The organism is Streptomyces sp. NBC_01446, from assembly GCF_026340095.1.
GTDB classification, from domain to species: Bacteria; Actinomycetota; Actinomycetes; order Streptomycetales; family Streptomycetaceae; genus Streptomyces; species Streptomyces aureus.
This window is the reverse complement of record NZ_JAPEPO010000002.1, coordinates 381,197-402,706: the sequence shown is the minus strand read 5'-3', so window position 1 is coordinate 402,706 and position 21,510 is coordinate 381,197. Positions and strand designations below refer to the sequence as shown.

At 69.4% G+C, this 21,510-nt stretch carries 15 protein-coding genes; 12 read left to right on the top strand and 3 right to left on the bottom strand.

Features of this window, described 5'->3' with window-relative positions; genetic code table 11:
* Positions 1-10: 10 nt before the first annotated feature.
* Positions 11-1,843, top strand: coding sequence for a glycoside hydrolase family 15 protein (locus OG456_RS39305; RefSeq protein ID WP_266569879.1), 1,833 nt, complete (start codon positions 11-13; stop codon positions 1,841-1,843).
* A gap of 315 nt (positions 1,844-2,158) precedes the next feature.
* Here OG456_RS39305 and tnpA read toward each other — a convergent pair whose 3' ends face one another.
* On the bottom strand, positions 2,159-2,587 hold the full coding sequence (gene tnpA / locus OG456_RS39300) for an IS200/IS605 family transposase (RefSeq protein ID WP_266569878.1): 429 nt from the start codon (positions 2,585-2,587) through the stop codon (positions 2,159-2,161).
* Between the two features lie 23 nt (positions 2,588-2,610).
* Here tnpA and OG456_RS39295 point away from each other — a divergent pair, with 23 nt between their 5' ends.
* The 6 genes from OG456_RS39295 (at position 2,611) to OG456_RS39270 (ending at position 11,154) form a co-directional block, all read left to right on the top strand.
* On the top strand, positions 2,611-3,768 hold the full coding sequence (locus OG456_RS39295) for a transposase (RefSeq protein ID WP_266569877.1): 1,158 nt from the start codon (positions 2,611-2,613) through the stop codon (positions 3,766-3,768).
* Between the two features lie 433 nt (positions 3,769-4,201).
* On the top strand, positions 4,202-4,927 hold the full coding sequence (locus OG456_RS39290; RefSeq protein ID WP_266569876.1) for a nucleotidyltransferase domain-containing protein: 726 nt from the start codon (positions 4,202-4,204) through the stop codon (positions 4,925-4,927).
* Between the two features lie 787 nt (positions 4,928-5,714).
* Entirely contained in the window at positions 5,715-7,466 is a 1,752-nt protein-coding gene (locus OG456_RS39285) for an ABC transporter ATP-binding protein (protein ID WP_266569875.1), read from the top strand.
* Entirely contained in the window at positions 7,463-9,247 is a 1,785-nt protein-coding gene (locus OG456_RS39280; RefSeq protein ID WP_266569874.1) for an ABC transporter ATP-binding protein, read from the top strand. The genes OG456_RS39285 and OG456_RS39280 overlap by 4 nt, the downstream gene beginning before the upstream one ends.
* Before the next feature lie 516 nt (positions 9,248-9,763).
* Positions 9,764-10,072 carry a WhiB family transcriptional regulator gene (locus OG456_RS39275; RefSeq protein WP_266569873.1) on the top strand — a complete coding sequence of 103 codons (309 nt, stop codon included), beginning with the start codon at positions 9,764-9,766 and terminating at the stop codon, positions 10,070-10,072.
* A 128-nt stretch (positions 10,073-10,200) separates the two neighbouring features.
* The gene (locus tag OG456_RS39270; protein ID WP_266569872.1) at positions 10,201-11,154 is read left to right on the top strand and encodes an IS481 family transposase; all 954 of its coding nucleotides are present in this window, start codon (positions 10,201-10,203) and stop codon (positions 11,152-11,154) included.
* Between the two features lie 44 nt (positions 11,155-11,198).
* Here the strand turns inward: OG456_RS39270 and OG456_RS39265 are convergent, their stop codons facing one another.
* Positions 11,199-11,336: a hypothetical protein gene (locus tag OG456_RS39265; protein ID WP_266569871.1), complete on the bottom strand. Its 138-nt coding sequence runs from the start codon at positions 11,334-11,336 to the stop codon at positions 11,199-11,201.
* A 564-nt stretch (positions 11,337-11,900) separates the two neighbouring features.
* Here OG456_RS39265 and OG456_RS39260 point away from each other — a divergent pair.
* Positions 11,901-13,478 (top strand): amino acid permease, encoded by a 1,578-nt coding sequence (locus tag OG456_RS39260; RefSeq protein WP_266570736.1) that lies wholly within the window; start codon positions 11,901-11,903, stop codon positions 13,476-13,478.
* Positions 13,479-13,511: 33 nt separating this feature from the next.
* Here OG456_RS39260 and OG456_RS39255 read toward each other — a convergent pair whose 3' ends face one another.
* Positions 13,512-14,192, bottom strand: coding sequence for a TetR/AcrR family transcriptional regulator (locus OG456_RS39255; RefSeq protein ID WP_266569870.1), 681 nt, complete (start codon positions 14,190-14,192; stop codon positions 13,512-13,514).
* Between the two features lie 155 nt (positions 14,193-14,347).
* Between OG456_RS39255 and OG456_RS39250 the strand changes: the two genes are divergently transcribed.
* From OG456_RS39250 to atzF, 4 genes are read left to right on the top strand one after another with little or no spacing between them, the layout of a single operon-like run.
* Positions 14,348-15,190 carry an urea amidolyase associated protein UAAP1 gene (locus OG456_RS39250; RefSeq protein ID WP_323136435.1) on the top strand — a complete coding sequence of 281 codons (843 nt, stop codon included), beginning with the start codon at positions 14,348-14,350 and terminating at the stop codon, positions 15,188-15,190.
* Positions 15,187-15,834, top strand: coding sequence for an urea amidolyase associated protein UAAP2 (locus tag OG456_RS39245; RefSeq protein WP_266569869.1), 648 nt, complete (start codon positions 15,187-15,189; stop codon positions 15,832-15,834). The genes OG456_RS39250 and OG456_RS39245 overlap by 4 nt, the downstream gene beginning before the upstream one ends.
* A 6-nt stretch (positions 15,835-15,840) precedes the next feature.
* Positions 15,841-19,428: an urea carboxylase gene (uca, locus tag OG456_RS39240; RefSeq protein WP_266569868.1), complete on the top strand. Its 3,588-nt coding sequence runs from the start codon at positions 15,841-15,843 to the stop codon at positions 19,426-19,428.
* Entirely contained in the window at positions 19,425-21,095 is a 1,671-nt protein-coding gene (gene atzF, locus OG456_RS39235) for an allophanate hydrolase (RefSeq protein WP_266569867.1), read from the top strand. Before uca ends, atzF begins: the two co-directional genes overlap by 4 nt.
* Positions 21,096-21,510 lie beyond the last annotated feature (415 nt).

Sequence of the window (21,510 nt, the reverse complement as noted above, 5' to 3'; positions counted from 1 at the left end):
GGAGGGCGGCATGGAATTCGGGAACGGATCCGGGCGGCTGGGTGGCTTGCGCTATCTGCCGATTTCCGAGCATGGCCTGATCGGTGATCTACGTACCGCCGCGCTCGTCGGGACCAACGGCACGATCGACTGGTACTGCTGCCCACGCTTCGACGCACCGAGCGTGTTCGCTTCCATCCTCGACGCCGACCGGGGCGGATCGTTCGAGCTGGCCGCCGAGGTGCAGACACGGACGCGGCAGTTCTACTTCCCTGACACCAACGTACTGATCACGCGGTTCTACGCTGCCGACGGGGTGGCGGAGATCCAGGACTTCATGCCGGTCGTCGACGAATCGCGCGAGGCGGACCGGCACCGACTGATCCGGCGGGTGATATGCGTTCGGGGAACTCTTCCGTTCAAAGCGCGGATAGCCCCGCGCTTCGGCTACGGAGCCGAAGCGCACACGGTGCGCGTGCAGGCCCACGAGGCCGTCTTCGAGTCCCCCTCGCTCTCACTGGCGCTGACCTCCACCGCACCGCTCGAAAGCGACGGCACGGACGTGTGGTCGCATTTCAAGATCCTTGAAGGCGAGTCCGTGGTCTTCGCCCTCGACCAGATCAACGATCGCGTCCGCCCGCGGGCCTGTCCTCACGCCGAGGCAGAGGAGCAGTTCGAAGCGACCGTCCGGTTCTGGGTCCACTGGCTGGGCCGCTCGCGTTACCGCGGCCGGTGGCGGGAGATGGTGCACCGCTCCGCGCTGGCGCTGAAGCTGCTCACTTACGTGCCGACCGGTGCGATCGTGGCCGCGCCGACGACCAGCTTGCCCGAACGGGTCGGTGGTGAGCGAAACTGGGACTACCGGTATGTGTGGGTCCGCGACGCCGCCTTCTGCATCTACGCCTTGCTGCGCCTGGGCTTCACCTCGGAGGCCGAGGCTTTCATGGGCTTCCTGTCCGAGCGGGGCATCATGCGGGGCATCGGCCCCACCGGTCCGCTGCAGATCATGTACGGCATCGACGGGCGCAGTGACCTGCCCGAGTCCGAGCTGCGCCACCTCGAGGGGCACCTTGGATCCGCTCCGGTGCGGCTGGGAAACGACGCCACCAAGCAGCTCCAGCTGGACATCTACGGCGCGCTGATCGACTCCGTCTACCTGTATGACAAGTGGGGACAGCCCATCAGCAGCGATCACTGGGACGAGGTCGGGGCTGTGGTGGACTGGCTCTGTGACCACTGGGACCAGCCCGACGAGGGCATCTGGGAGACCCGGGGCGGCCGGCGGAACTTCGTCTACTCGCGACTCATGTGCTGGGTGGCGATCGAACGGGCCATCCGGATGGCCAACCGGCGCGGCCTGCCGGCCGACATCCCCCGCTGGCGTCGGAACCGGGACGCGATCTACCGGCAGATCATGCGAGAGGGCTGGTCGGCCGAGCGCGGGGCGTTCGTCCAAGGGCTAGGCGACGACGTACTCGATGCTTCCGTACTGATGATGCCGATGGCCAAGTTCATCTCGCCCACCGACCCCAAGTGGCTCTCGACCCTGGACGCGCTCAGTACGGACCTGGTCTCCGACTCGCTGGTCTACCGCTACGACCCGGAGGCCAGCCCGGACGGCCTGCGGGGTGCCGAGGGCACGTTCTCGATCTGCTCCTTCTGGTACGTCGAAGCGCTCACCCGCGCCGGACGCCTGGAGGAGGCCCGTGTGGCCTTCGAGAAGATGCTCACGTACGCCAACCACGTGGGCCTCTACGCCGAGGAGATCGGCCGAACCGGAGAACAACTCGGCAACTTCCCGCAGGCGTTCACCCACCTCTCACTGATCAGCGCCGCCTTCAATCTCGACCGCGCCCTCGGCTGAGTCCCATGGCCGACTTGGCCGCTCGGTATGCCCGACCACTCGGGGGAAGGATCCAAGCCACTCCCGCGTTCGGTGACCGCCACCCTCGCAGCCCTCGCCATCCGGCTCCCCACATGATCCGAGAAACAGTGCCAAGAACGCACGTCGGGAAGGAACCTGGCGAGCCCGGGCCGAGCGGACGTCAGCCCAGGCCACCAGGTGGGGTTCACGGGTTCAGCTTGTTCTAGCGAGGAACCCTGGGCGTTCACGCCCAGGAGGAATCGCTTCTCTGGGCTGCTCTGACCCGCGCTGGTGCACGGGTCTGCGCTGTCTGCCTCAGTCGGGACGCTTCTGGTTCTCGATGTACTCCTTGATGATCGACAACGGAGCGCCCCCGCACGACGCGGCGAAGTAGGAGGGCGACCAGAAGTGCGCGCCCCATAGGTACCTGCGGATGTGGGCCGGGAACTCCTGGCGGAGTCGGCGCGCAGAGACTCCCTTGAGGGATCCGACCAGCCGGGACACGGCCACCTTCGGTGGGTAGCGCACGAGTAGGTGTACGTGATCGCGTTCGCCGTTGAACTCGACCAGTTCGGTTTCGAAGTCGGCGCAGACGGCGCGCATGACCTCTTCGCAGCGCGTGAGGATCTCGTCTGTGAAGGGTCCGCGCCTGTACTTGGGGGTGAAGACCAAGTGGGCGTGAAGGGTATGAACGACGCTTCGGCCCCTGCGGATGTTGGGGTTTGGTTCCCATCGAGGTGACATAGATCAATGCTACGATCCGTCTTGTGAAGATCGTGACGCAGGTGAAGCTGATACCGGAGGCCGACCAGGCCGCCGCGCTGTCGGCGACCCTGCGCACCGTTAACGAGGCCGCGTGCTGGGTGTCGCGGGTGGCGTTCAAGCGCGGCATTCCGCGTGAGTACGAGCTGCGCAAGCACACCTATGCGCAGCTCAAGGAACTCGGGCTCGGCGCTCAGGCGGCACAACACGTGATCAAGAAAACGCGTGACGCCTACACCACGTTGAAGGCGAACATCCGCGCCGGGAACCTCGGCAAGACCGGCAGTAAGCGCCGGATCAAGGCCGAGTCGAAGCCGATCACGTTCCGGCCGAACGCGGCTCAGCCGTACGACGACCGGTGCCTTTCGTGGCAGTACGACGCCCAGACCGTGAGCATCTGGACGACGGCCGGTCGGCTCAAAGGTGTGCGGTTCCTGTGCTCGGCCAAGTCGCTCAAGACACTCCGCGAGTTCCGCAAGGGCGAAGCCGACCTGATCGAACGTGACGGCGTGTTCTACCTGATCGCCACGTGCGAGGTACCCGAGCCCGACGTGTACGAGCCGGACGGTTTCGTCGGCGTAGATCTCGGCATCGCCAACATCGCCACCACGTCCACCGGCTACCAGGCCGCCGGGCGCGGCCTCAACCGGTACCGCAAGCGGCAGCTAACGCTGCGGGCCAAACTCCAGAAGAAGCGAACCAAGTCCGCCAAGCGCAGGCTCAAGGAACGCTCGCGCCGCGAGCAGCGGCACGCCAAGAACACCAACCACGTCATCGCGAAGACGATTGTGACCGAGGCTGAACGCACCTCGGCCGGTATCGCCCTGGAAGAACTCACAGGCATCCGGCAGAGGGTACGGCTCCGCAAGCCGCAACGGGTCACGCTCCATTCCTGGGCCTTCTCCCAGCTCGGAGACTTCATCGTCTACAAGGCCCGGCGCGCCGGTGTGCCGCTGGTGTACGTCGATCCCGCGTACACCTCGCAGATGTGCTGCGAGTGCGGCCACACCGACAAGCGCAACCGTGTCGGTCAAGGTCTCTTCATCTGCCGGAACTGCGGGATCGTTGCCCACGCAGACCGGAACGCTTCCCACAACATCGCCGCACGCGGCGCTGCTGTGTGGACTGCGGGGCGTGAGTCACGCGTCCCTGCCACCCCATAGCGGGTGTCTGGACGGAGGAGCCAACCCAGCAGCCAGCCGGGCACTACCTCCAAGCCCGGTCCTTTAGGGCCAGGTCAAGTGACAACCCCTGAGACCCTGCTCATCCACGAAGCCAGCCAGGCAGACGAGAGCGAACGGTTATTCATGAGAGTGGATCATGGCACGCGCCACGGACATCCACGAGGTGAGCAACCCTGCCCTTCACGGTCCGCGCAATGCCCTGATCTCTCGAGGCAGCAGGCAAGTTTCAGAAAGTCTCCAACTGCGCATCCGGCCAAAGCTCTGCCAGCATCCGATAGGAAACCGCGCCATAGGCACCGCCCTTGGCCTCTCGCCGGACACCGGGAGGGATCCAAAGTCCCTGAGCTGTCCGGCACATAGAGATCAACCAAGCCCTGGATGCCGTGCACCGTGCCTGGCACGATGAGCATCCATGAGTGATCAAGAAGCTGCAATGGCCCAGGCCGGTCGGCTGGTGGAGGAATTGTTCCCGCATGCGCTCGGAGCCGTTCTTGGCGGCTCGGTCGCCCAGGGACGCGCCACGTCGGCCAGTGACCTGGACATTGGTGTCCTTCTCCCGGACTCGGCCGGAAGCGGCCGGCAGGTCATCCGCCACGAGGGGAGACTGGTGGAGTTGTTCCTCAATGCCGTAGGGGACATCTCCAGGTTCTTCGAGTGGGATCGTGCTCGTCGCCGGGCAACAGTGGTATTCGTGTACGCCCAGGGTTTGACCTTGGATGATGTTGATGGCCATGTAGCCCACACTCGCCGGCTAGCAGAGGAAGTTGTTGCTTTGGGCCCGCCTTCCTTGACGGCGGATCAGTGGCGCCATGGCCGCTACGTGCTGACGTGCTACCTAGACGACTTGATGGATACACCCGCGGCAAGCCGCCACGAGCAACTTGTCATTGCGGACCACGTGCTGCGGGAAGCGGCCGAGCTCACCACTGCCCACCATGGTGCGTGGACGGGTATCGGCAAGTGGCTACCTCGTCGACTACTTGAGGCGGACCCAGAGCTGGGCAAGGCACTGTTGGACGGGTATCAAACTGTCGCAGAACAAGCTGACGCAGCCCCTCTGGCAGCCGCTGTGAAGCAGCTCCTGGATCTGATCGGCGGACCGCTGCGAGAGGGGTACTCGAACTCCTGGCAGGCATGACAGGAGCCGTCCAAGCTTGGGTGGCGCTCCGCCTGGGCCGCTCTCGGGCATGTCAGCCGCGGGCGTGGGATCGGCCGGACAAGCCATATGCGCGATTGAACTCGTACTTGCGGCTGCCCGAACGCCAGGGGAGGCACCCGGGTTCCGGCTCCAGTGGGTCCGAGAGTCTCGGAACCCGCGCGCTTCCGCGATCGGCTGCCTGATGCTCCCCGGACGCGACCTACGAGCCCGCCTGTACGGAACGCCGCGTTGCCCTTCTCACCGTGCTGGAGCCCTTCGGTCCGCCCCTGCAGGCGGTCCCGCGCTACCGACGCCAACGATGTCGCCCGCACCTGGTACGACGCCCTCGCCGACCAGGGGGTTGAGGGCATCTCGTAGGCAGGGTTTGGTGTTTGACCGATTGACCGAAGCATTGCGGCCCCGAATATCGGCGCCCCGACCGCCCGCCCGATCAAGCTGAACGACTGCCCCTCGCGCCGGCGTCTCCCGATCCCATCTTACTGAGCTGACGAAAACCCGTGGGGGTGTGATCACGACTCAGATGCGCGTCAAAGGGGCAATGAGTTGATCTTGAAGCCGTGGGGGCGATCGAGCTCACTCGGTGCTGTTGGTGTCCTTGGCGAGGATGCGAAGACAGTGGCGACGGAGGGGCGTTCGCCTTTGTTCTTGCCCGAGGGGATGCCGAGATTGCGGGTGATCTCGGAGACGGGGCAGGATGCCGGGGCCCTGCAAGTTGGAGCGACCGGCACCCTGGAGAGGGTGTTGGATGCCCCGTAGTGTGCGGTAGATGACCGATGCATTCATTGCCCCGGGAATTCCGGATCGGCGCGGCCCTGGCTGGTATCTGTGGTGGCTGATCGCCTGTCAGCGTGGCCGGTGTGCGGCCGGGGCGGCATTGGGCAGCGCTTGGATGGTCGGTCTGACGCTGCCTCCCTTTGTGCTCTCCCGCGCGGTCGATGACGGGCTGGAGCCGGGGCATGCGGGTGAGCTGGCGGGTTGGTGTGTGGTGCTGCTGGGGGTGGGGGTGGTGAACGCCTGGCTGGCCATCATGCGGCATCGTACGATGACCCGGGTCCGGTTGGATGCCGCCTTTCGTACGGCGCAGGTCGTGGTGGCGCACGCGACGCGGCTGGGGGCCGCGCTGCCGCGACGGGTAGAGGCCGGAGAGGTGGTCACGATCGGGTTCGGTGATGCCGCGGTGATGGCGAACACGCTGACCATCACCGGTCCCGGGGTCGGCGCTGTGGTCGCCTACGCTGTCGTGGCCGTGTTCTTGCTCTCCGTCTCCTGGTTGCTCGCCGTGGTCGTGCTGCTGGGTGTGCCTCTGTTCGCGCTGTCGGTCGGGCCGTTGCTGGGCCGGTTGCAGGGGGTGCAGATGGCGTACCGGGAGCAGCAGGGTGGGCTCGCGGCCCGGTTCGGGGACATCGTCGGGGGGTTGCGTGTCCTGGGTGGTCTTGGCGGCAAGCAGGTGTACGCCGAGCGTTACCGCCGCGATTCGCAAGCGCTGCAGGCTCAGGGGTACCGGGTTGCGGCGGTGACCAGTTGGATTGGTGCCCTCGGCGTCGGCCTACCCATGCTGTTCCTTGCCGTGGTCACCTGGCTTGCTGCCCGGATGGCTGCTCAAGGGGCCATCACGGTGGGGGAGTTGGTGGCCGTCTACGGATATGTCGCGGTTCTCGTGGTGCCGGTGTCGTTCTTCGTCGAGGGCGGCTCCGATCTCAGCCGCGGACTGGTCGCCGCACGGCGTCTGCTGAGCTTCCTCGCCCTGGAGCCCTATGCGGCCGATCCTATGGCGGGCGCCGACGCACCCGGGCCGCCGTCCGTACTGCGCGATCCGGTCTCCGGCGTCGAGGTGGCGCCCGGGAAGCTGACCGCGCTGGTCAGCGCCCGGCCGTCGCAGGCCGCTGCAGTGATCGACCGCCTCGGCCGGTTCACCGACACGGCGGCGACCTGGGGCGCGGTACGGCTCGACAGCATCGCCCTTGAGCAGGTCCGCGACCGCATCCTGGTCGCGGACAGCGAGGCCGAACTGTTCGCCGGCACACTGCGCGAGGTGGTCGCGGGTCGTCGGGAACGGAGCAAGGAGGCCCTCAGCTGGGCCGTCCGCGCGGCCATGGCGGACGACATCACGCTAGGCCTGCGCGACGGGCTCGACTCGCCCGTCGATGCGCAGGGCCGCAACCTCTCCGGCGGCCAGCGGCAGCGCATCCGCTTGGTGCGGGCACTGCTGGCCGATCCTGAGGTACTGCTGGCGACCGAGCCCACCTCGGCGCTGGATGCGCACACCGAAGCGGCCGTCGCGGCCCGGCTGCGTGCCGTGCGCGAGGGTCGTACCACCGTCGTCACCAGTACCTCACCGCTCCTGCTGGACCAGGCGGATGTCGTGTACTACCTCGTCGACGGCGAGGTAGTCGCCGCCGGAAGCCACCAGGAACTCCTTCAAGGCCAGCCCGGCTACCGCAGGCTGGTCTCGCGCGGCGCGGAGGGCGAGACGGACCCGGACGGCCCTGGACAAGAGACCCGGCAGGCCGTCCGGTGACCGCCGGCTCACAGCAGGCGGCCGGGCAGCTACCCATCGCCGAGCCGTCCCATCTACGCCGTGCGGCGCTTGAGTTGATCTGCCGTGACGCACGCGCCTTCGCCGGTTTGATCGCCCTCAACGCGCTGGCAGTCGGCGCCGGTCTCGCCGGCCCGTGGCTGCTGGGCCGGATCATCGACGCGGTCAAGGCGGGCGGTGGTGCGACGGCCGTGGACCGCTTCACGCTCGCCATCGTCGGGTGCGCGGCTGTCCAGTTGGTGCTCACGCGTTACGCCCGGTTGGTGGGAGACCGTTTCGGCGAGCGGACCTCGGCGCGGGTGCGAGAGCGGTTCGTCGACCGCGTGCTCGCGCTGCCGGTATCCGTCGTGGAGCGGGCCGGAACGGGTGATGTGACCACCCGTGGCAGTACCGACGTCGCGTCTGTCGCCGTCACCCTGCGCGACATCGGGCCGGACGTGCTCATCGCCGTGGTGCAGGCGCTGTTCATCCTCGGCGCGGTCTTCGCCCTTGACCCGCTGTTCGGCGCCTGCGCGGTGGTGGGTCTGAGCGGCATCTACTTCGCCGGCCGCTGGTATCTGCGCCGGGCGCGCCGCGCTTATCTCGCTGAGGGAGCCGCCAATTCGGTGCTCGCGGAGCTCATGGCGACCACGGCCTCCGGTGCGCGCACCATCGAGGCCTTCGGACTGCAGCAGCGACGCATCTCCGCATGCCAGGCGGCGATCGAGAGGTGCCGACGCACCCGGATGCGAACACTGTTCCTGCGCAGCGTGCTCCTCCCGTCCGTGGACGTCTCCTACGTCATTCCGGTGGTCGGTGTGCTGCTCATCGGCGGCGTACTGCATGACCACGGCGCTATGAGCCTGGGTGGAGTGGTTGCCTCCGCGATGTATCTGCGGCAACTGTCTGCGCCGCTGGACACGATCTTGCAGCGTCTGGAGCAGCTGCAGAGCAGCAGCGCCTCCTTCGCCCGGGTCGAAGGGCTGGGACACGCGCCCCAGGCACCCCAGGCACCCCAGGCACCCGCGGGCACCGACTGTGCCCCCGCTGATGACCGCATCGAGTTGACCGGCGTGCGCTATGCCTACGACGGTGGTGGCGATGTGCTGCACGGCATCGACCTGAGCGTGAAGGAGGGCGAACGGCTGGCGATCGTCGGCCCTTCCGGCGCGGGCAAATCCACCCTGAGCAGATTGCTCGCGGGCATCGACGCGCCCCGCACCGGAACGGTGACGGTCGGTGGGGCCCCGATCCGCGACCTCGGCCCCGACCTGCTGCGCCGGCAGGTCGTCCTGATCACCCAGGAACACCACGTCTTCCTCGGCACGGTCCGCGACAATCTGCTGATCGCGGCACAGACCGCCACTGATACCGAACTCCACGCCGCCCTGGCGGCCGTCGGTGCCGAGTGGCCCGATGAGCTGCCGGACGGCCTGGACACCGAGCTGGGCGCTGCAGGACAGCGACTCGACGGCTCGCAGGCACAGCAACTTGCCCTGGCGCGCGTGGTGTTGGCCGATCCGCACACGCTGATACTCGACGAGGCCACCGCACTCCTCGACCCGAGCACTGCACGCCACACCGAACGCGCGCTGGCCGCCGTACTCAAAGGACGCACTGTCATCGCCATCGCGCACCGCCTGCACACCGCCCATGACGCTGACCGGATTGCCGTGATGGAAGGCGGCCGCATCACCGAACACGGCACCCACGACGACCTCGTGACCTCCGACGGCGCCTACGCCGCGCTGTGGCGGTCATGGCACGGCGAGCGGCCGTCGTAGCGCCTCGTGATTCCACGACGTAGGGCAGAGGGAGACCGTCGTGGTCGATCGTTCCAGCATCGTGGACGGTGACGACTCCGCCGTGGGGCAGCGCGGCGAGGGTTCGGGCTTGGCGGGCGAAGCGGTGACAAGTGGTGTCTCGGCGGCGGAGGCAGTCGGCGCAGACCCGAGGAGGCCACTGCCGGCGAGTGCGGCGGGGGCGCCGAGGACGGCAGCGGGAGACGGGTCACTCGGCTCGCGGATGGGGTTCCGGGCAGCGGCTCGTACTCGTTGGTCCGGCATCTCCCCGAGCGGAGCGGCCTCACTCTGTCGTCCTGTGTGAAAGGCCTGCCGCCTGAAGGGAACGTGGAGGGACACGCGCTCGTTAGCTGAGTGGTGGCTAGCTTTTCCTGCTGGTGTGGGGTGGGTTCGTAACTCGCTGTTCAACCACTGGTGATGGGGTGTGCGCCGTCGGTGTGTGCCGTACAGTCACCCGCCAACTGCGAAGAGAGACCCAGTAATCGAGGGGGCGGGGTAGTGGCAGGCAGTCAGGAGACGTGGTGGGACCGTGCGGCATGCCGGGCGACGGACCCGGAGGAGCTGTTCGTCGAGGGGGTGGCACAGTCCGGCGCCAAGCGCGTCTGCACCACGTGCCCAGTGAAGACCGAGTGTCTGGCTCACGCCTTGGACCAGCGCATCGCGCACGGTGTCTGGGGAGGAATGACGGAGCGTGAGCGCCGTGCGCTGCTGCGCCGGCGCCCGACCGTCACCTCCTGGCGCCGGCTCCTGGAGACCGCACGGCTTGAGCACGGACAGGCACACGGCAGGCGCGATCGGGTTTCCTGACCGCGCTAGGTGTTCTGTCCCGGGAGGTTGTGGACGGGTGAGGCAGGTCTCGGCTGAGGGATCTTGAACAGGTGAGGGCCTTCCGGTTCGGTGTGGATTGCGACGTCTACACCAACAGAAAGGCCCTCGTGCCCCACCGTAATGCACCCCTGACCGAGACCGGCCGCCTGCGTCTGGCCCGCTGCGTCGTGGAAGACGGCTGGTCCCTGCGCAGGGCCGCGGAACGCTTCCAGGTCTCGCCCACGACGGCTCAGCGGTGGGCTGGCCGCTATCGCGAGCTGGGCGAGGCGGGCATGACCGACCGGACCTCGCGCCCGCATCGCAGCCCGCGCCGGACTCCGACCCGTACCGAGCGGCGGATCATCAAGGTCCGCGTGCTGCGCCGGTGGGGGCCGGCCCGCATCGCCTACCTCCTCGGGCTGAACCCCGCGACCGTTCACCGGGGCCTGACCCGCTACCGTCTCGCCCGCCTGACGCACCTGGACCGTGTCACCGGCCGCGTCATACGCCGCTACGAACGCGAGAGGCCCGGCGAACTGGTGCACGTCGACATCAAGAAGCTCGGCAACATCCCCGACGGCGGAGGCCACAAGACCCTCGGACGTCAGGCAGGCCGCAAGACGCGCTCCGGCGCCGGCTACAGCTACCTCCACAACGCCGTCGACGACCACTCCCGCCTCGCCTACAGCGAAATCCTCGCCGACGAGAAGAAGGAGACCGCCGTCGGCTTCTGGCAGCGGGCCCACGCGTTCTTCGCCCAGGCCGGGATCACCGTCGAACGGGTCCTGACCGACAACGGCGCCTGCTACAAATCCCACCTCTGGCGCAACTCCCTTGCAGAACAAGGGATTTCACACAAGCGGACCCGCCCCTACCGGCCCCAGACCAACGGGAAGGTGGAGAGGTTCAACCGCACCCTCCTCGACGAATGGGCCTACGCACAGCCCTACCGGAGCGAGGCCGAGCGACGCGACGCATACCCCGCCTGGCTGCACACCTACAATCACCACCGCGGACACACCGCGCTCAAGGGCCAGCCACCCGCCACGCGCGTCCCCAACCTCACGGGTCAGTACAGCTAGGGCTCGGCGGCCGTCCGGAGCGATGCCGCGTGGCGGGCGTGTGCTCAGGTCAGCGGCAGCCCGTGGTCGGCGAGCCATGCGGTTCGCATGCGGTTCGAGGCCTGGGCCGGCCAGGCGTCCTGGACTGTCTGCGTCAGCTGCTGCCGGGTGAGTTCGTCGATGTGGCTCGCACGCAACCGCACGGACGGGTGGGCGGCCGTCGGAGTGCGATGTGGTGAAGAACGGCAGTGACGGGTCTTGAAGCAGCGCTTGTTTGTCGACCTCGGGCGGCGCCCAGAACGTGATCACGTCTGGATAGGGTTTGCCGGTCTCGGGATCGACCGCGTCCGGCCGGGGGCGGAAGAAGACGAACGACTTGCCGCCGACTTGGTACATGTTGTTGCCCCGCGGCCCGTGTTGGAGCGTGACGTGAGGCATGCCCGCGGCAAGCGGGTGCACATCCTCAACGGTCGCGTGATGCGCTTTCGCCGACATGCCACCAGCGTATGGCGGTAGCTGCTCGCCATCCGGCGTGTCCGGCAGGAGGCGCGGCTGCCGCTCTCTCCGCCTGGTGGTCACGGTGCTCGCCGGTATGCGCGCCGGGCCCCGCAGGAGCGCCGCGGAGCGCGTCGCGGTGAGGACTTCGGCCCCTGGGTGACATGGCCGGGATACGGAGCGGAAACAGAGTGGCCCTCTAATTCCTGTCGATCGACAGGAATCAGAGACCCGCTTCGCGACAGGGGATCGCCATGCCCGTGACCACTGACATGACTCCACCCGCGCCCGCCCCGCCCGGTGGCGTGAGCGACGGCAGTTCGCTCGCCGCCTTCGGATACCCCCAGGAGCTGCGGCGGCAGATGGGGCGGTACGCGTCCTTCGCCGCCGGGTTCTCCTTCATCTCCGTCCTGACGACGGTCTTCCAGTTCTTCTCTCTCGGCTTTTCCTTCGGCGGCCCGCTCTTCTTCTGGGCCTGGCCGGTCGTGCTCGCGGGGCAGCTGCTCGTCGCCGCCTGCTTCGCTGAACTCGCCGCGCGCTACCCGATCTCCGGTGCCGTCTACCAGTGGTCGACCCGGCTGAGCAGCCCGGCCTTCGGCTGGTTCACGGGCTGGATCATGGTGATCGGGCAGATGGTCGTGGTCGCCGCCGCGGCGCTCGCGCTGCAGGTCGTCATGCCTGCGATCTGGTCCGGATTCCAGGTCGTGGGCGGCGATCCCTCACCCACCACGGCGACCGGGGCGGCCAACGCCGCGGTGCTGGCCGTCGTCCTGCTGGTCCTGACCACGGTCGTGAACGTCCTCGACAACCGCGTCATGTCGGCCGTCAACCGGGTCGGAGTCACTGCCGAGATCATCGGCGCGGTCCTCATCGTCGTGCTGCTGTTCACCCATGTCGAGCGCGGCGCGGGCGTCACGCTCGAGACCGGCGGCCGCGGCGGCCCGATCGCCGCGCTGCTGGTGGGCTCGTTCACGGCGGCGTACGTCCTCATCGGCTTCGACAGCGCGGGCGAAATGAGCGAGGAGACACACCATCCGCGCCGGACCGCGCCGCGCACGATCATCAGTGCCCTTGCCGCGGCCGGTGTCCTGGGTGGCCTGCTGGTGCTCGGCGGCGTGTTCGCCGCACCGAGCCTTTCGGACGGCCGTCTCGCCACCGAGGGCCTGAGCTACGTGCTCACGAGCAGCTTGGGAGACGGAGTGGGCAAGGCGCTCCTCGCGGATGTGGCGGTGGCCATCGCCGTCGCCACGCTCGCCATCCAGACCGCCGGGACGCGGATGCTGTTCTCGATGGCGCGTGACGGTGTTCTGCCCTGCTCGTCATGGCTGGCGAAGGTCTCGCCGCGTACGGGTATGCCCTTCGGCCCGGCCCTGGTGGTCGGCGTCGCGGCGGCGGCACTCGCACTGCTCAACTTCGCTTCTCCGGAAGCGTTCCTGGCCGTCGGGACGACGTGCATCGCGATGCTGTATCTCGCGTACGCAGGGGTCACCGGTCCGATGCTGGTGCGGCGGCTGCGCGGCGACTGGGACTGGCGGAGGCCGGGCGGGACCGACGAAACCGGCCGCCCGCTGGTCTCGCTCGGCCGGTGGGGCCTGCCGGTCAACGTCCTCGCGCTCGCGTACGGCCTGTTCATGACAGTCAATCTGGCGTGGCCGCGTGCCGACGTGTACGACCCGGCGGGCGGTCACTGGTACTTCCAGTGGTTCACCGTGCTGTTCGTCGGCGCCACCGTCGCCATGGGCGCGGCCTACCGCTGGTCCCGTCGCCGTAGGGGCGCCGTTTCGGACACATTGGGCCGGGGTGGGCAGGCCGCTCGTCCCGAGGCTGAAGCCGAGGTCGTACAGGCCTGACGTCGCCGCCCGGGCCTTCGCACGGCAGGCCGCTTACGCCGCGAGGAGCTGCTGCCCCTCGCGGCGCAGCCGTGCCAGGGAGCGCTGCGGCACGCCCACGACCCGCAGCGCCGCGTCCGCCGTTGCCTCCGCCAGGGCCTGAGGCGCGCGGCCGGGGTCTGCGCGCCGGATGAGGATCACGCTCTCGGTGAGGCCGAAGACGAGGTCCGTGCGCAGCGACAGCTCCTCCGCGCCGAGTGGTGAACCCGCCTGCGTCGCCGACAGCAACTCGCCGTAGGCCGCCCTGAGTTCCGTTCGGAGCGTCTGGAAGACGCCAAAGTGCTCCGTCTGCACCTCGGGCAGCAGGTACAGCGCCCCCAGGTTGTGCGGACCGCTGCACAGGAGCATCACGTCGGAGCGGCACAGGGCCCACAGCCGCGCCTCCGGCGGAGCCTCGGTGCGGGCCACCAGCTCGCGCGCGATCTCCAGGGAGGGGCGGACCGTCCCTTCCAGGAGTGTCGCGAGGATCGCTTCCTTCCCGTCGAAGTAGTGGTAGAGGGAGGCCTGGCGCAGGCCGGCCCGCTCGGCGACAGCCCGTGTGGAGGTCGCGGTGTAGCCGCGGGTGGTGAACAGTTCGGCCGCAGCGGAGAGGACCTCGTCGCGCGGCTCCAGCCCGCTGGTGGGACGCTCCTGGGCGCGCGGGCGGCCGACTCTGCGACTGGTGGGCGGGCTCATCCCGCGATCTTCGCACAGGCCCGGAAGGCGTCTGCGGGCCCGGCTGTGAGTGAGTTTGCGGTTACCGCCCCGAAACGCACGGGCAACGGCTGCGACTCTCCCGAACTCTAATTTCTGTCGCACGACAGAAATGACGTCGAGTCGGAGGTTCAGCCGTGGCGACAGATTCAGCGACAGCGTCGGCCTATGGCGCCCGCGACCATGCGCGCGCCCAGGAGGGCACGAAGGTCGACACCATGCCCGTACTCCCCGCGAGCAGCTGGCCCACACCCCCCGAGGCCGTCGCCGCCGAGGACCTCGTTTGGGCCGAGACCGTGGCGGGCGGCAACTACACCCACAAGGTCCTCGGCCGTGGCCACGAACTGCGGCTGACCGACCTCACGGGCGACGCCTGCGCACACCTCCTGCTGTACAGCGCCGACCGCCCCTGGGAACGACTGAACACTGCCGACACCGTCAAGGTCCTCTGGAACGCCTACCTCGGTGAGGGGCACCTGCTCCTGTCCGACCAGGGCCGCGTTCTCGCCTCGATCACCGAGGACACCTCAGGGCGGCACGACGCCCTCACCGGCACCTCCACCCTCGCGCACAACACCGCGCGCTACGGCGACGGAACTCCTCAGTCGGACTCCCCGGCCGGGCGGGAGCTGTTCAAGCTCGCTGCCCTCAAGAACGGCCTCGCGGCGCGCGACATCCCGCCGTCCCTCTCCTTCTTCCAGGGCGTCCGGATCGCCGGGGACGGCAGCACCGAGTTCACCGGCTCCGCCGGCGCCGGCACGTCCGTCACCCTGCGCGCCGAACAGGACGTCACGGTCCTCGTCGCCAACGTCGCGCACCCGCTCGATCCGCGCCCCACTTACACCTGCGGACCCCTCGAAGTCCTCGCCTACCGGGCGCGGCCCACCGCCCCCGCCGACGCGCTCTGGAACGCCAACCCCGAGAGCAGCCGCGCCTTTCATAACACCGCCGACCACCTCACCGCCCGGGGGATCGCATGACCACCACCACCGGCAGCCCGTACGCCCCGGGCCGCGTCATCCACGACGAGACCGTCCCCGCCCGCGCCGCCTGGTCGGCCGTCGTGCCCAAGGGCCGGCTGCTGACCATCACCGACCTGCAGGGCAAACAGGCCGCGGACTTCCTCCTCTACGACGCGCACGACACCTCCGTGCGCTACAGCGCCCCCGACACCATCCAGGCCCAGGCCAACATCTTCCTGACCACCGGATCCGTGCTGATGTCGAACGAGCACACCTCGCTGATGACCGTCGTCGAGGACACCTGCAAGCGCCACGACACCATCGGCGGCGCCTGCTCCAAGGAGTCCAACACCCTCCGCTACGGCCACCACACCTGGTCCCAGCACGCTTGCGTGGAGAACTTCCTCGCCGAGGGCAGCAAGCACGGCCTCGGCAAACGGGACCTGGTGTCCAACATCAACTGGTACATGAACGTGCCCGTCGAGAAGGACGGCACCCTCGGCATCGTCGACGGCCTGTCCGCCCCAGGGCTGAAGGTCGTGCTGCGCGCGGAGACCGACGTCATCGCGCTGCTGTCCAACTGCCCCCAGATCAATAACCCTTGCAACGGATTCGCCCCGACCGCCCTGCAGATGACGATCACCGAGCCGGACGAGGGCTGAGCCACCATGACGTTCGACACCCTGCTGGTCGCCAACCGTGGCGAGATCGCGGCCCGCATCATCCGCACCGCCCGCACACTCGGCCTGCGCACCGTCGCGGTCTACTCCGACCCTGACCGAGGCGCCGAACACGTTCGGCTGGCCGACGAGGCCGTTCGCCTCGGCCCCGCCCCCGCCAAGGAGTCCTACCTCGACGCCGACCTGATCCTGAAGGCAGCCAAGGACACCGGCGCCGGCGCCGTCCACCCCGGCTACGGATTCCTGTCCGAGGACGCCGGCTTCGCCCGCCGCTGCGCCGACGCGGGGATCGTCTTCGTCGGCCCCACCCCCGAACAACTGGAGCTGTTCGGCGCCAAGCACACCGCGCGCGCCGCCGCCCGGACGGCGGGAGTCCCGCTCGCCCCCGGCACCGGACTGCTGCCCGACGCGCAGGCGGCCGTGGCGGCGGCGCAGGAGATCGGCTTCCCGGTGATGCTGAAAGCGACCGGAGGCGGCGGGGGCATCGGCATGCAGGCCTGCAGCGACGCCGACGACCTCGCCGACGCGTGGGAGCGGGTACAGCGCGTCGCCGCGGCCTCCTTCTCCTCCGCGGGCGTCTTCCTGGAACGCCTCGTCGAGCGCGCCCGCCACGTCGAGGTGCAGGTCTTCGGCGACGGCGAAGGACGCATCGTCACCTTCGGCGACCGCGACTGCTCACTGCAGCGCCGCAACCAGAAGGTCCTGGAGGAGGCCCCGGCCCCCGGCCTCCCGGACCACGTCCGCCGACAACTGACTGCCGCAGCACGAGACTTGTGCGCCTCGGTGAACTACCGCTCCGTCGGCACGGTCGAGTTCGTCTACGACGCCGCCCGCGAAGAGGCGTACTTCCTCGAGGTCAACACCCGCCTCCAGGTCGAGCACCCGGTCACCGAGGAGATCTACGGCGTCGACCTCGTCGCCTGGATGCTGCGCCTCGCGCAAGGCGACACCGCCGTCGTCACCGAGCCCCCCGCCCCGAACGGCCACGCCGTCGAGGCACGCCTCTACGCCGAGGACCCCTCCCGCGACCACCGCCCAAGCGGAGGCCTGCTGACCCGCGTCGCCTTCCCCGACGGTGTCCGCGTGGACACATGGGTGGAGACCGGAACCGAGGTCACCACCTCCTACGACCCGATGCTCGCCAAAGTCATCGCACACGGCGCCGACCGCGCCGAGGCGCTCGACAAGCTGGACGCGGCGCTCGCCGCCACCCGAGTCGACGGCATCGAGACCAACCTCGGCCTGGTGCGCGCCGCGCTCGCGGACGCCGACGTGCGCTCCGCGGTCCACTCCACCGCCTCGCTCGCGGCCGTCAGCGACCCGACCCCGCGTATCGAGGTGGTCGCACCCGGCACCTTGACCACGGTGCAGGACTGGCCCGGCCGTACCGGGTACTGGCAGGTCGGGGTCCCTCCGTGCGGTCCGATGGACGACCTGTCCTTCCGGCTCGGCAACACCGCGCTCGGCAACGACGAGGGCGCGCCCGGCCTCGAGTGCACCCTTCAGGGGCCCTCTCTCCGGTTCACCCACCCGACGACGATCTGCGTCACCGGCGCCCCCGCCCAGGTGACCGTCGACGGCACGGCCGTACCCCAGTGGGAGCCGGTCACCGTCGAGGCCGGCCAGACCCTCGCCGTCGCGGCGCCCCACGAGCAGGGCCTGCGCACCTACGTCCTGTTCGCCGGCGGCCTGGACGTACCCGAGCTCCTGGGCAGCGCCGCCACCTTCACCCTCGGCCGGTTCGGCGGCCACGGCGGCCGCGCCCTGCGTGCCGGGGATGTCCTGCACGGCGGGGAACAGCGTCACGAGACGTCCGTCGTCCCGCTCGACGGGCGTCCCGTCTTCGACAGCGAGTGGAGGGTCGGTGCGGTCGAAGGACCGCACGCCGCCCCCGAGTTCTTCACCGAGGACGACATCCGCGACTTCTACGCCGCCGACTGGAGGGTCCACTTCAACTCGGCGCGCACCGGTGTCCGACTGATCGGCCCCAAACCGCGCTGGGCCCGTACGGACGGCGGCGAGGCGGGCCTGCACCCGTCCAACATCCACGACACGCCGTACTCGGTCGGCGCCGTCGACTACACCGGCGACATGCCCGTTCTCCTCGGCCCCGACGGACCCTCCCTCGGCGGCTTCGTGTGCCCCGCGACGATCGCCACCGGACAGCGCTGGAAGATGGGCCAGTTCCGGCCCGGCGACACCGTCCGCTTCGTGCCCGTCACCACGGAAGCCGCCGCAGAGCTGCGGCGAAACCCGGCCGCGACCCTGCGCGCCGACCGCGAGGCCATCGTCGACGGCGGCATCCTCGTCCGTTCGGCGGAGACCGGCACCCGGCCATCGGTCACGTACCGGCGAAGCGGCGACGACAACCTCCTCATCGAGTACGGGCCGATGCAGCTCGACCTGGCGCTGCGGATGCGCGTCCACGCGCTCGCGGAGGCGCTGGCCGCCCGGCAGCTCGACGGCATCGTCGACCTGACCCCGGGCATCAGGTCCCTCCAGGTCCGGATCGACCCCGACGTGCTGCCGCAGGACAAGCTCCTCGAAGCCGTGCTGCTGCTCGAGGCCGAACTCCCCACCACCGACGAGCTGGTGGTGCCCAGCCGGATCGTGCATCTGCCGCTGTCCTGGGACGACCCGGCCACCCGCGAGGCCATCGCCCGGTACATGGCGGGCGTGCGCGACGACGCCCCGTGGTGCCCCTGGAACATCGAGTTCATCCGCCGGGTCAACGGCCTGGAGACGGTCGACGAGGTGTACCGCACGGTCTTCGACGCCGAGTACCTGGTCTTGGGCCTCGGGGACGTGTACCTCGGCGCCCCGGTCGCGACCCCGCTGGACCCGCGCCACCGCCTGGTCACCACCAAGTACAACCCGGCCCGCACCTGGACCGCGGAGAACTCCGTCGGCATCGGTGGCGCGTACTTGTGCATCTACGGCATGGAGGGCCCCGGCGGCTACCAGTTCGTCGGCCGTACCACCCAGGTGTGGTCCGGCTGGCAGCAGCGCGGCGCCTTCGAACACGGCAAGCCCTGGCTGCTGCGCTTCTTCGACCGCATCAAGTGGTACCCGGTCGAGGCGGACGAACTCCTTGAGCTGCGCGCCGACATCACGTCCGGCCGTTTCGTGCCCAGGACCGAGGAAGGAACCTTCTCGCTCGCCGAGTACCAGGGGTTCCTCGCAGAGAACGCAGCGTCGATCTCCGGCTTCCGGGCCCGCCAGGGCGAGGCGTTCCGTGCCGAGCGCGACGCCTGGGAGGCGGCGGGCGAGTTCACTCACGCCGAGGCGGCCGCCGAGGCCGTCCCACCGGCCGCCGACATCGAGGTCCCTGAGGGCGGCCACCTGATCGAGGCGGAATTCGCCGCCTCCGTCTGGCAGGTCAACGTCGAGGTCGGCGACCGGGTCGCGGCAGGACAGCACCTTCTCGCGCTCGAAGCGATGAAAATGGAGTCACGGGTCCCGGCCCCCGCCGACGGCATCGTCACGGAGATCCTGACCAAACCGGGCAGCCAGGTCGAGGCGGGCACCGCGCTCGTCGTCCTCGCGCCCCTCGGAACCACGGAGGCAGCCGCGTGATCACCGCAGTGGAACGGGTGCGGGCCGCCTACGCGCGCATCGCGCAGGTGGACCGCACCGAGGTATGGATCTGCCTGCGCCCGCAGGCAGACGCGGAGGCGGACGCCGCCGCGATCGACGCGAAGGTCGCCGCCGGTGGGCGGCTGCCGCTCGCGGGGACCGTGTTCTCGGTCAAGGGCAACATTGATGTGGCCGGGCTCGCGACCTCCGCAGGCTGCCCCTCGTACGCGTACGAGCCGGACGCCGACGCCCCAGTGGTGGCCCGCCTGAAGGCGGCGGGCGCTGTGGTCCTCGGCACCACGAACCTCGACCAGTTCGCGACCGGCCTGGTCGGCACCCGTAGCCCCTACGGCGCGGTCCGCAACGCCGTCGACCCGCAGTACGTGTCCGGAGGATCCTCGTCCGGCTCGGCGGTCTCGGTCGCACTCGGCATCGCCGACCTCGCGCTCGGCACGGACACCGCAGGATCGGGCCGGGTCCCGGCGGCCTTCAACGGCATTGTCGGCCTCAAGCCGACCATCGGCCTTGTCCCCACCGAGGGCGTCGTCCCGGCCTGCGCATCGCTCGACTGCGTGTCCGTCTTCGCCCGTACGCTCCCGGAAGCCGAGCTGGCACTGTCCTGCATGGCGGCGCCGTCCGGCCGCGACCTCCCGCCGCTCGAACAACGCGGCCCGGGCCCGTGGCGTATCGCCGTGCCCGAGCGCGGACAGCTCGGAGACCTGGACAAGGGCTGGGCCGAGGCCTTCGACGCGGCCGCCGCCCGGCTCGCCGACGCGGGCGCCGAGCTCCTGCCCGTCGACCTCGCCCCGTTCACCGAGGCGGCGGCGATGCTGTACGAAGGCGCGTTCGTCGCCGAGCGCTACACCGCCGTCGGCGCCTTCATCGACGCGCACAAGGACTCCGCCGACCTCGACCCGACCGTGGCCGGGATCATCTGCGCGGCCCGGGACATCCCGGCCCGCCGGCTCTACGCCGACCAGGCGAAGCTCGCATCCCTCCGCTCGCGGGCCCTCGCATCGCTCGGCGACGCGGACGCGCTGCTCCTGCCGACGGCACCGGGGCACCCCACCATCGCCGAGGTCGCGACCGACCCACTGGGCGCCAACGCGCGGCTCGGCAGGTTCACCAACTCGACGAACCTGTTCGACCTGGCGGCGGTCGCCGTTCCGGCCGGCGAGGTGAACGGGCTGCCGTTCGGCGTCATGCTGGTCGGCCGGGCCTTCACCGACCAACGGCTCGCGCGTATCGCCGCGGCACTCACCGCCCCGCCGCTGCGGCTCGCGGTGGTGGGTGCGCACCTTTCCGGGCAGCCGCTGAACGGGCAACTGCTCGCCCTGGGCGCCCGTCTGGTCCGCACGACCACGACCGCCCCCGCCTACCGCCTGTACGCACTCGACACGACACCACCCAAGCCCGGACTGGTCCGCACCCGGGAAGGCGGGGGAGCTATCGAGGCCGAGGTGTGGCAACTGCCCGCAGAGGGACTCGGCGCGCTCCTCGCGACGCTGCCCCGCCCGATGGCGCTCGGCAGCGTGGAACTCGCGGACGGCAGCCTCGTGCCCGGCTTCCTCTGCGAACCCGAGGCCATCGAGTCCGCGCACGACATCACGTCGTACGGAGGCTGGCGCGCGTACGTGGCCAGTGCCCGGCGAGGGGCCGGTGTCTGAACCTGCCAAGCCGTGGTGAGGGCTCGTTTCAGGGGCCGGGCCTGATCTTCCTCTCGTGACGTCGAATCGCCGACCGGCCGTGGGGCCCGCATTCATAAATGAGGGCGCTTCTCGCTACGCCGGTGCACGACAGCGCCTGCTGTGCGGCTTCCAACTTCGCGGCGCACTTCGCCCCGTGACGCGGATTGGCCACGAATCCGCCGCCGGAACCGGCGAGGAAGCTGGCTATGCCCAGGTCGATCCCGACGCTGCGCCGCACCGCGGAGCCTCGGCAGACCAGATGACGCGAGCGCCGAGCAGCAGTGAGCAGTGCTGCGCTGTTACGCACTTTTGGGTGACGAGGGTGGGGAAGCGGTCGTGACTGCGGGCGCCGACGCGTTGCGGGAGAGCGGCTGTGACGCCAATTTGGTGCATT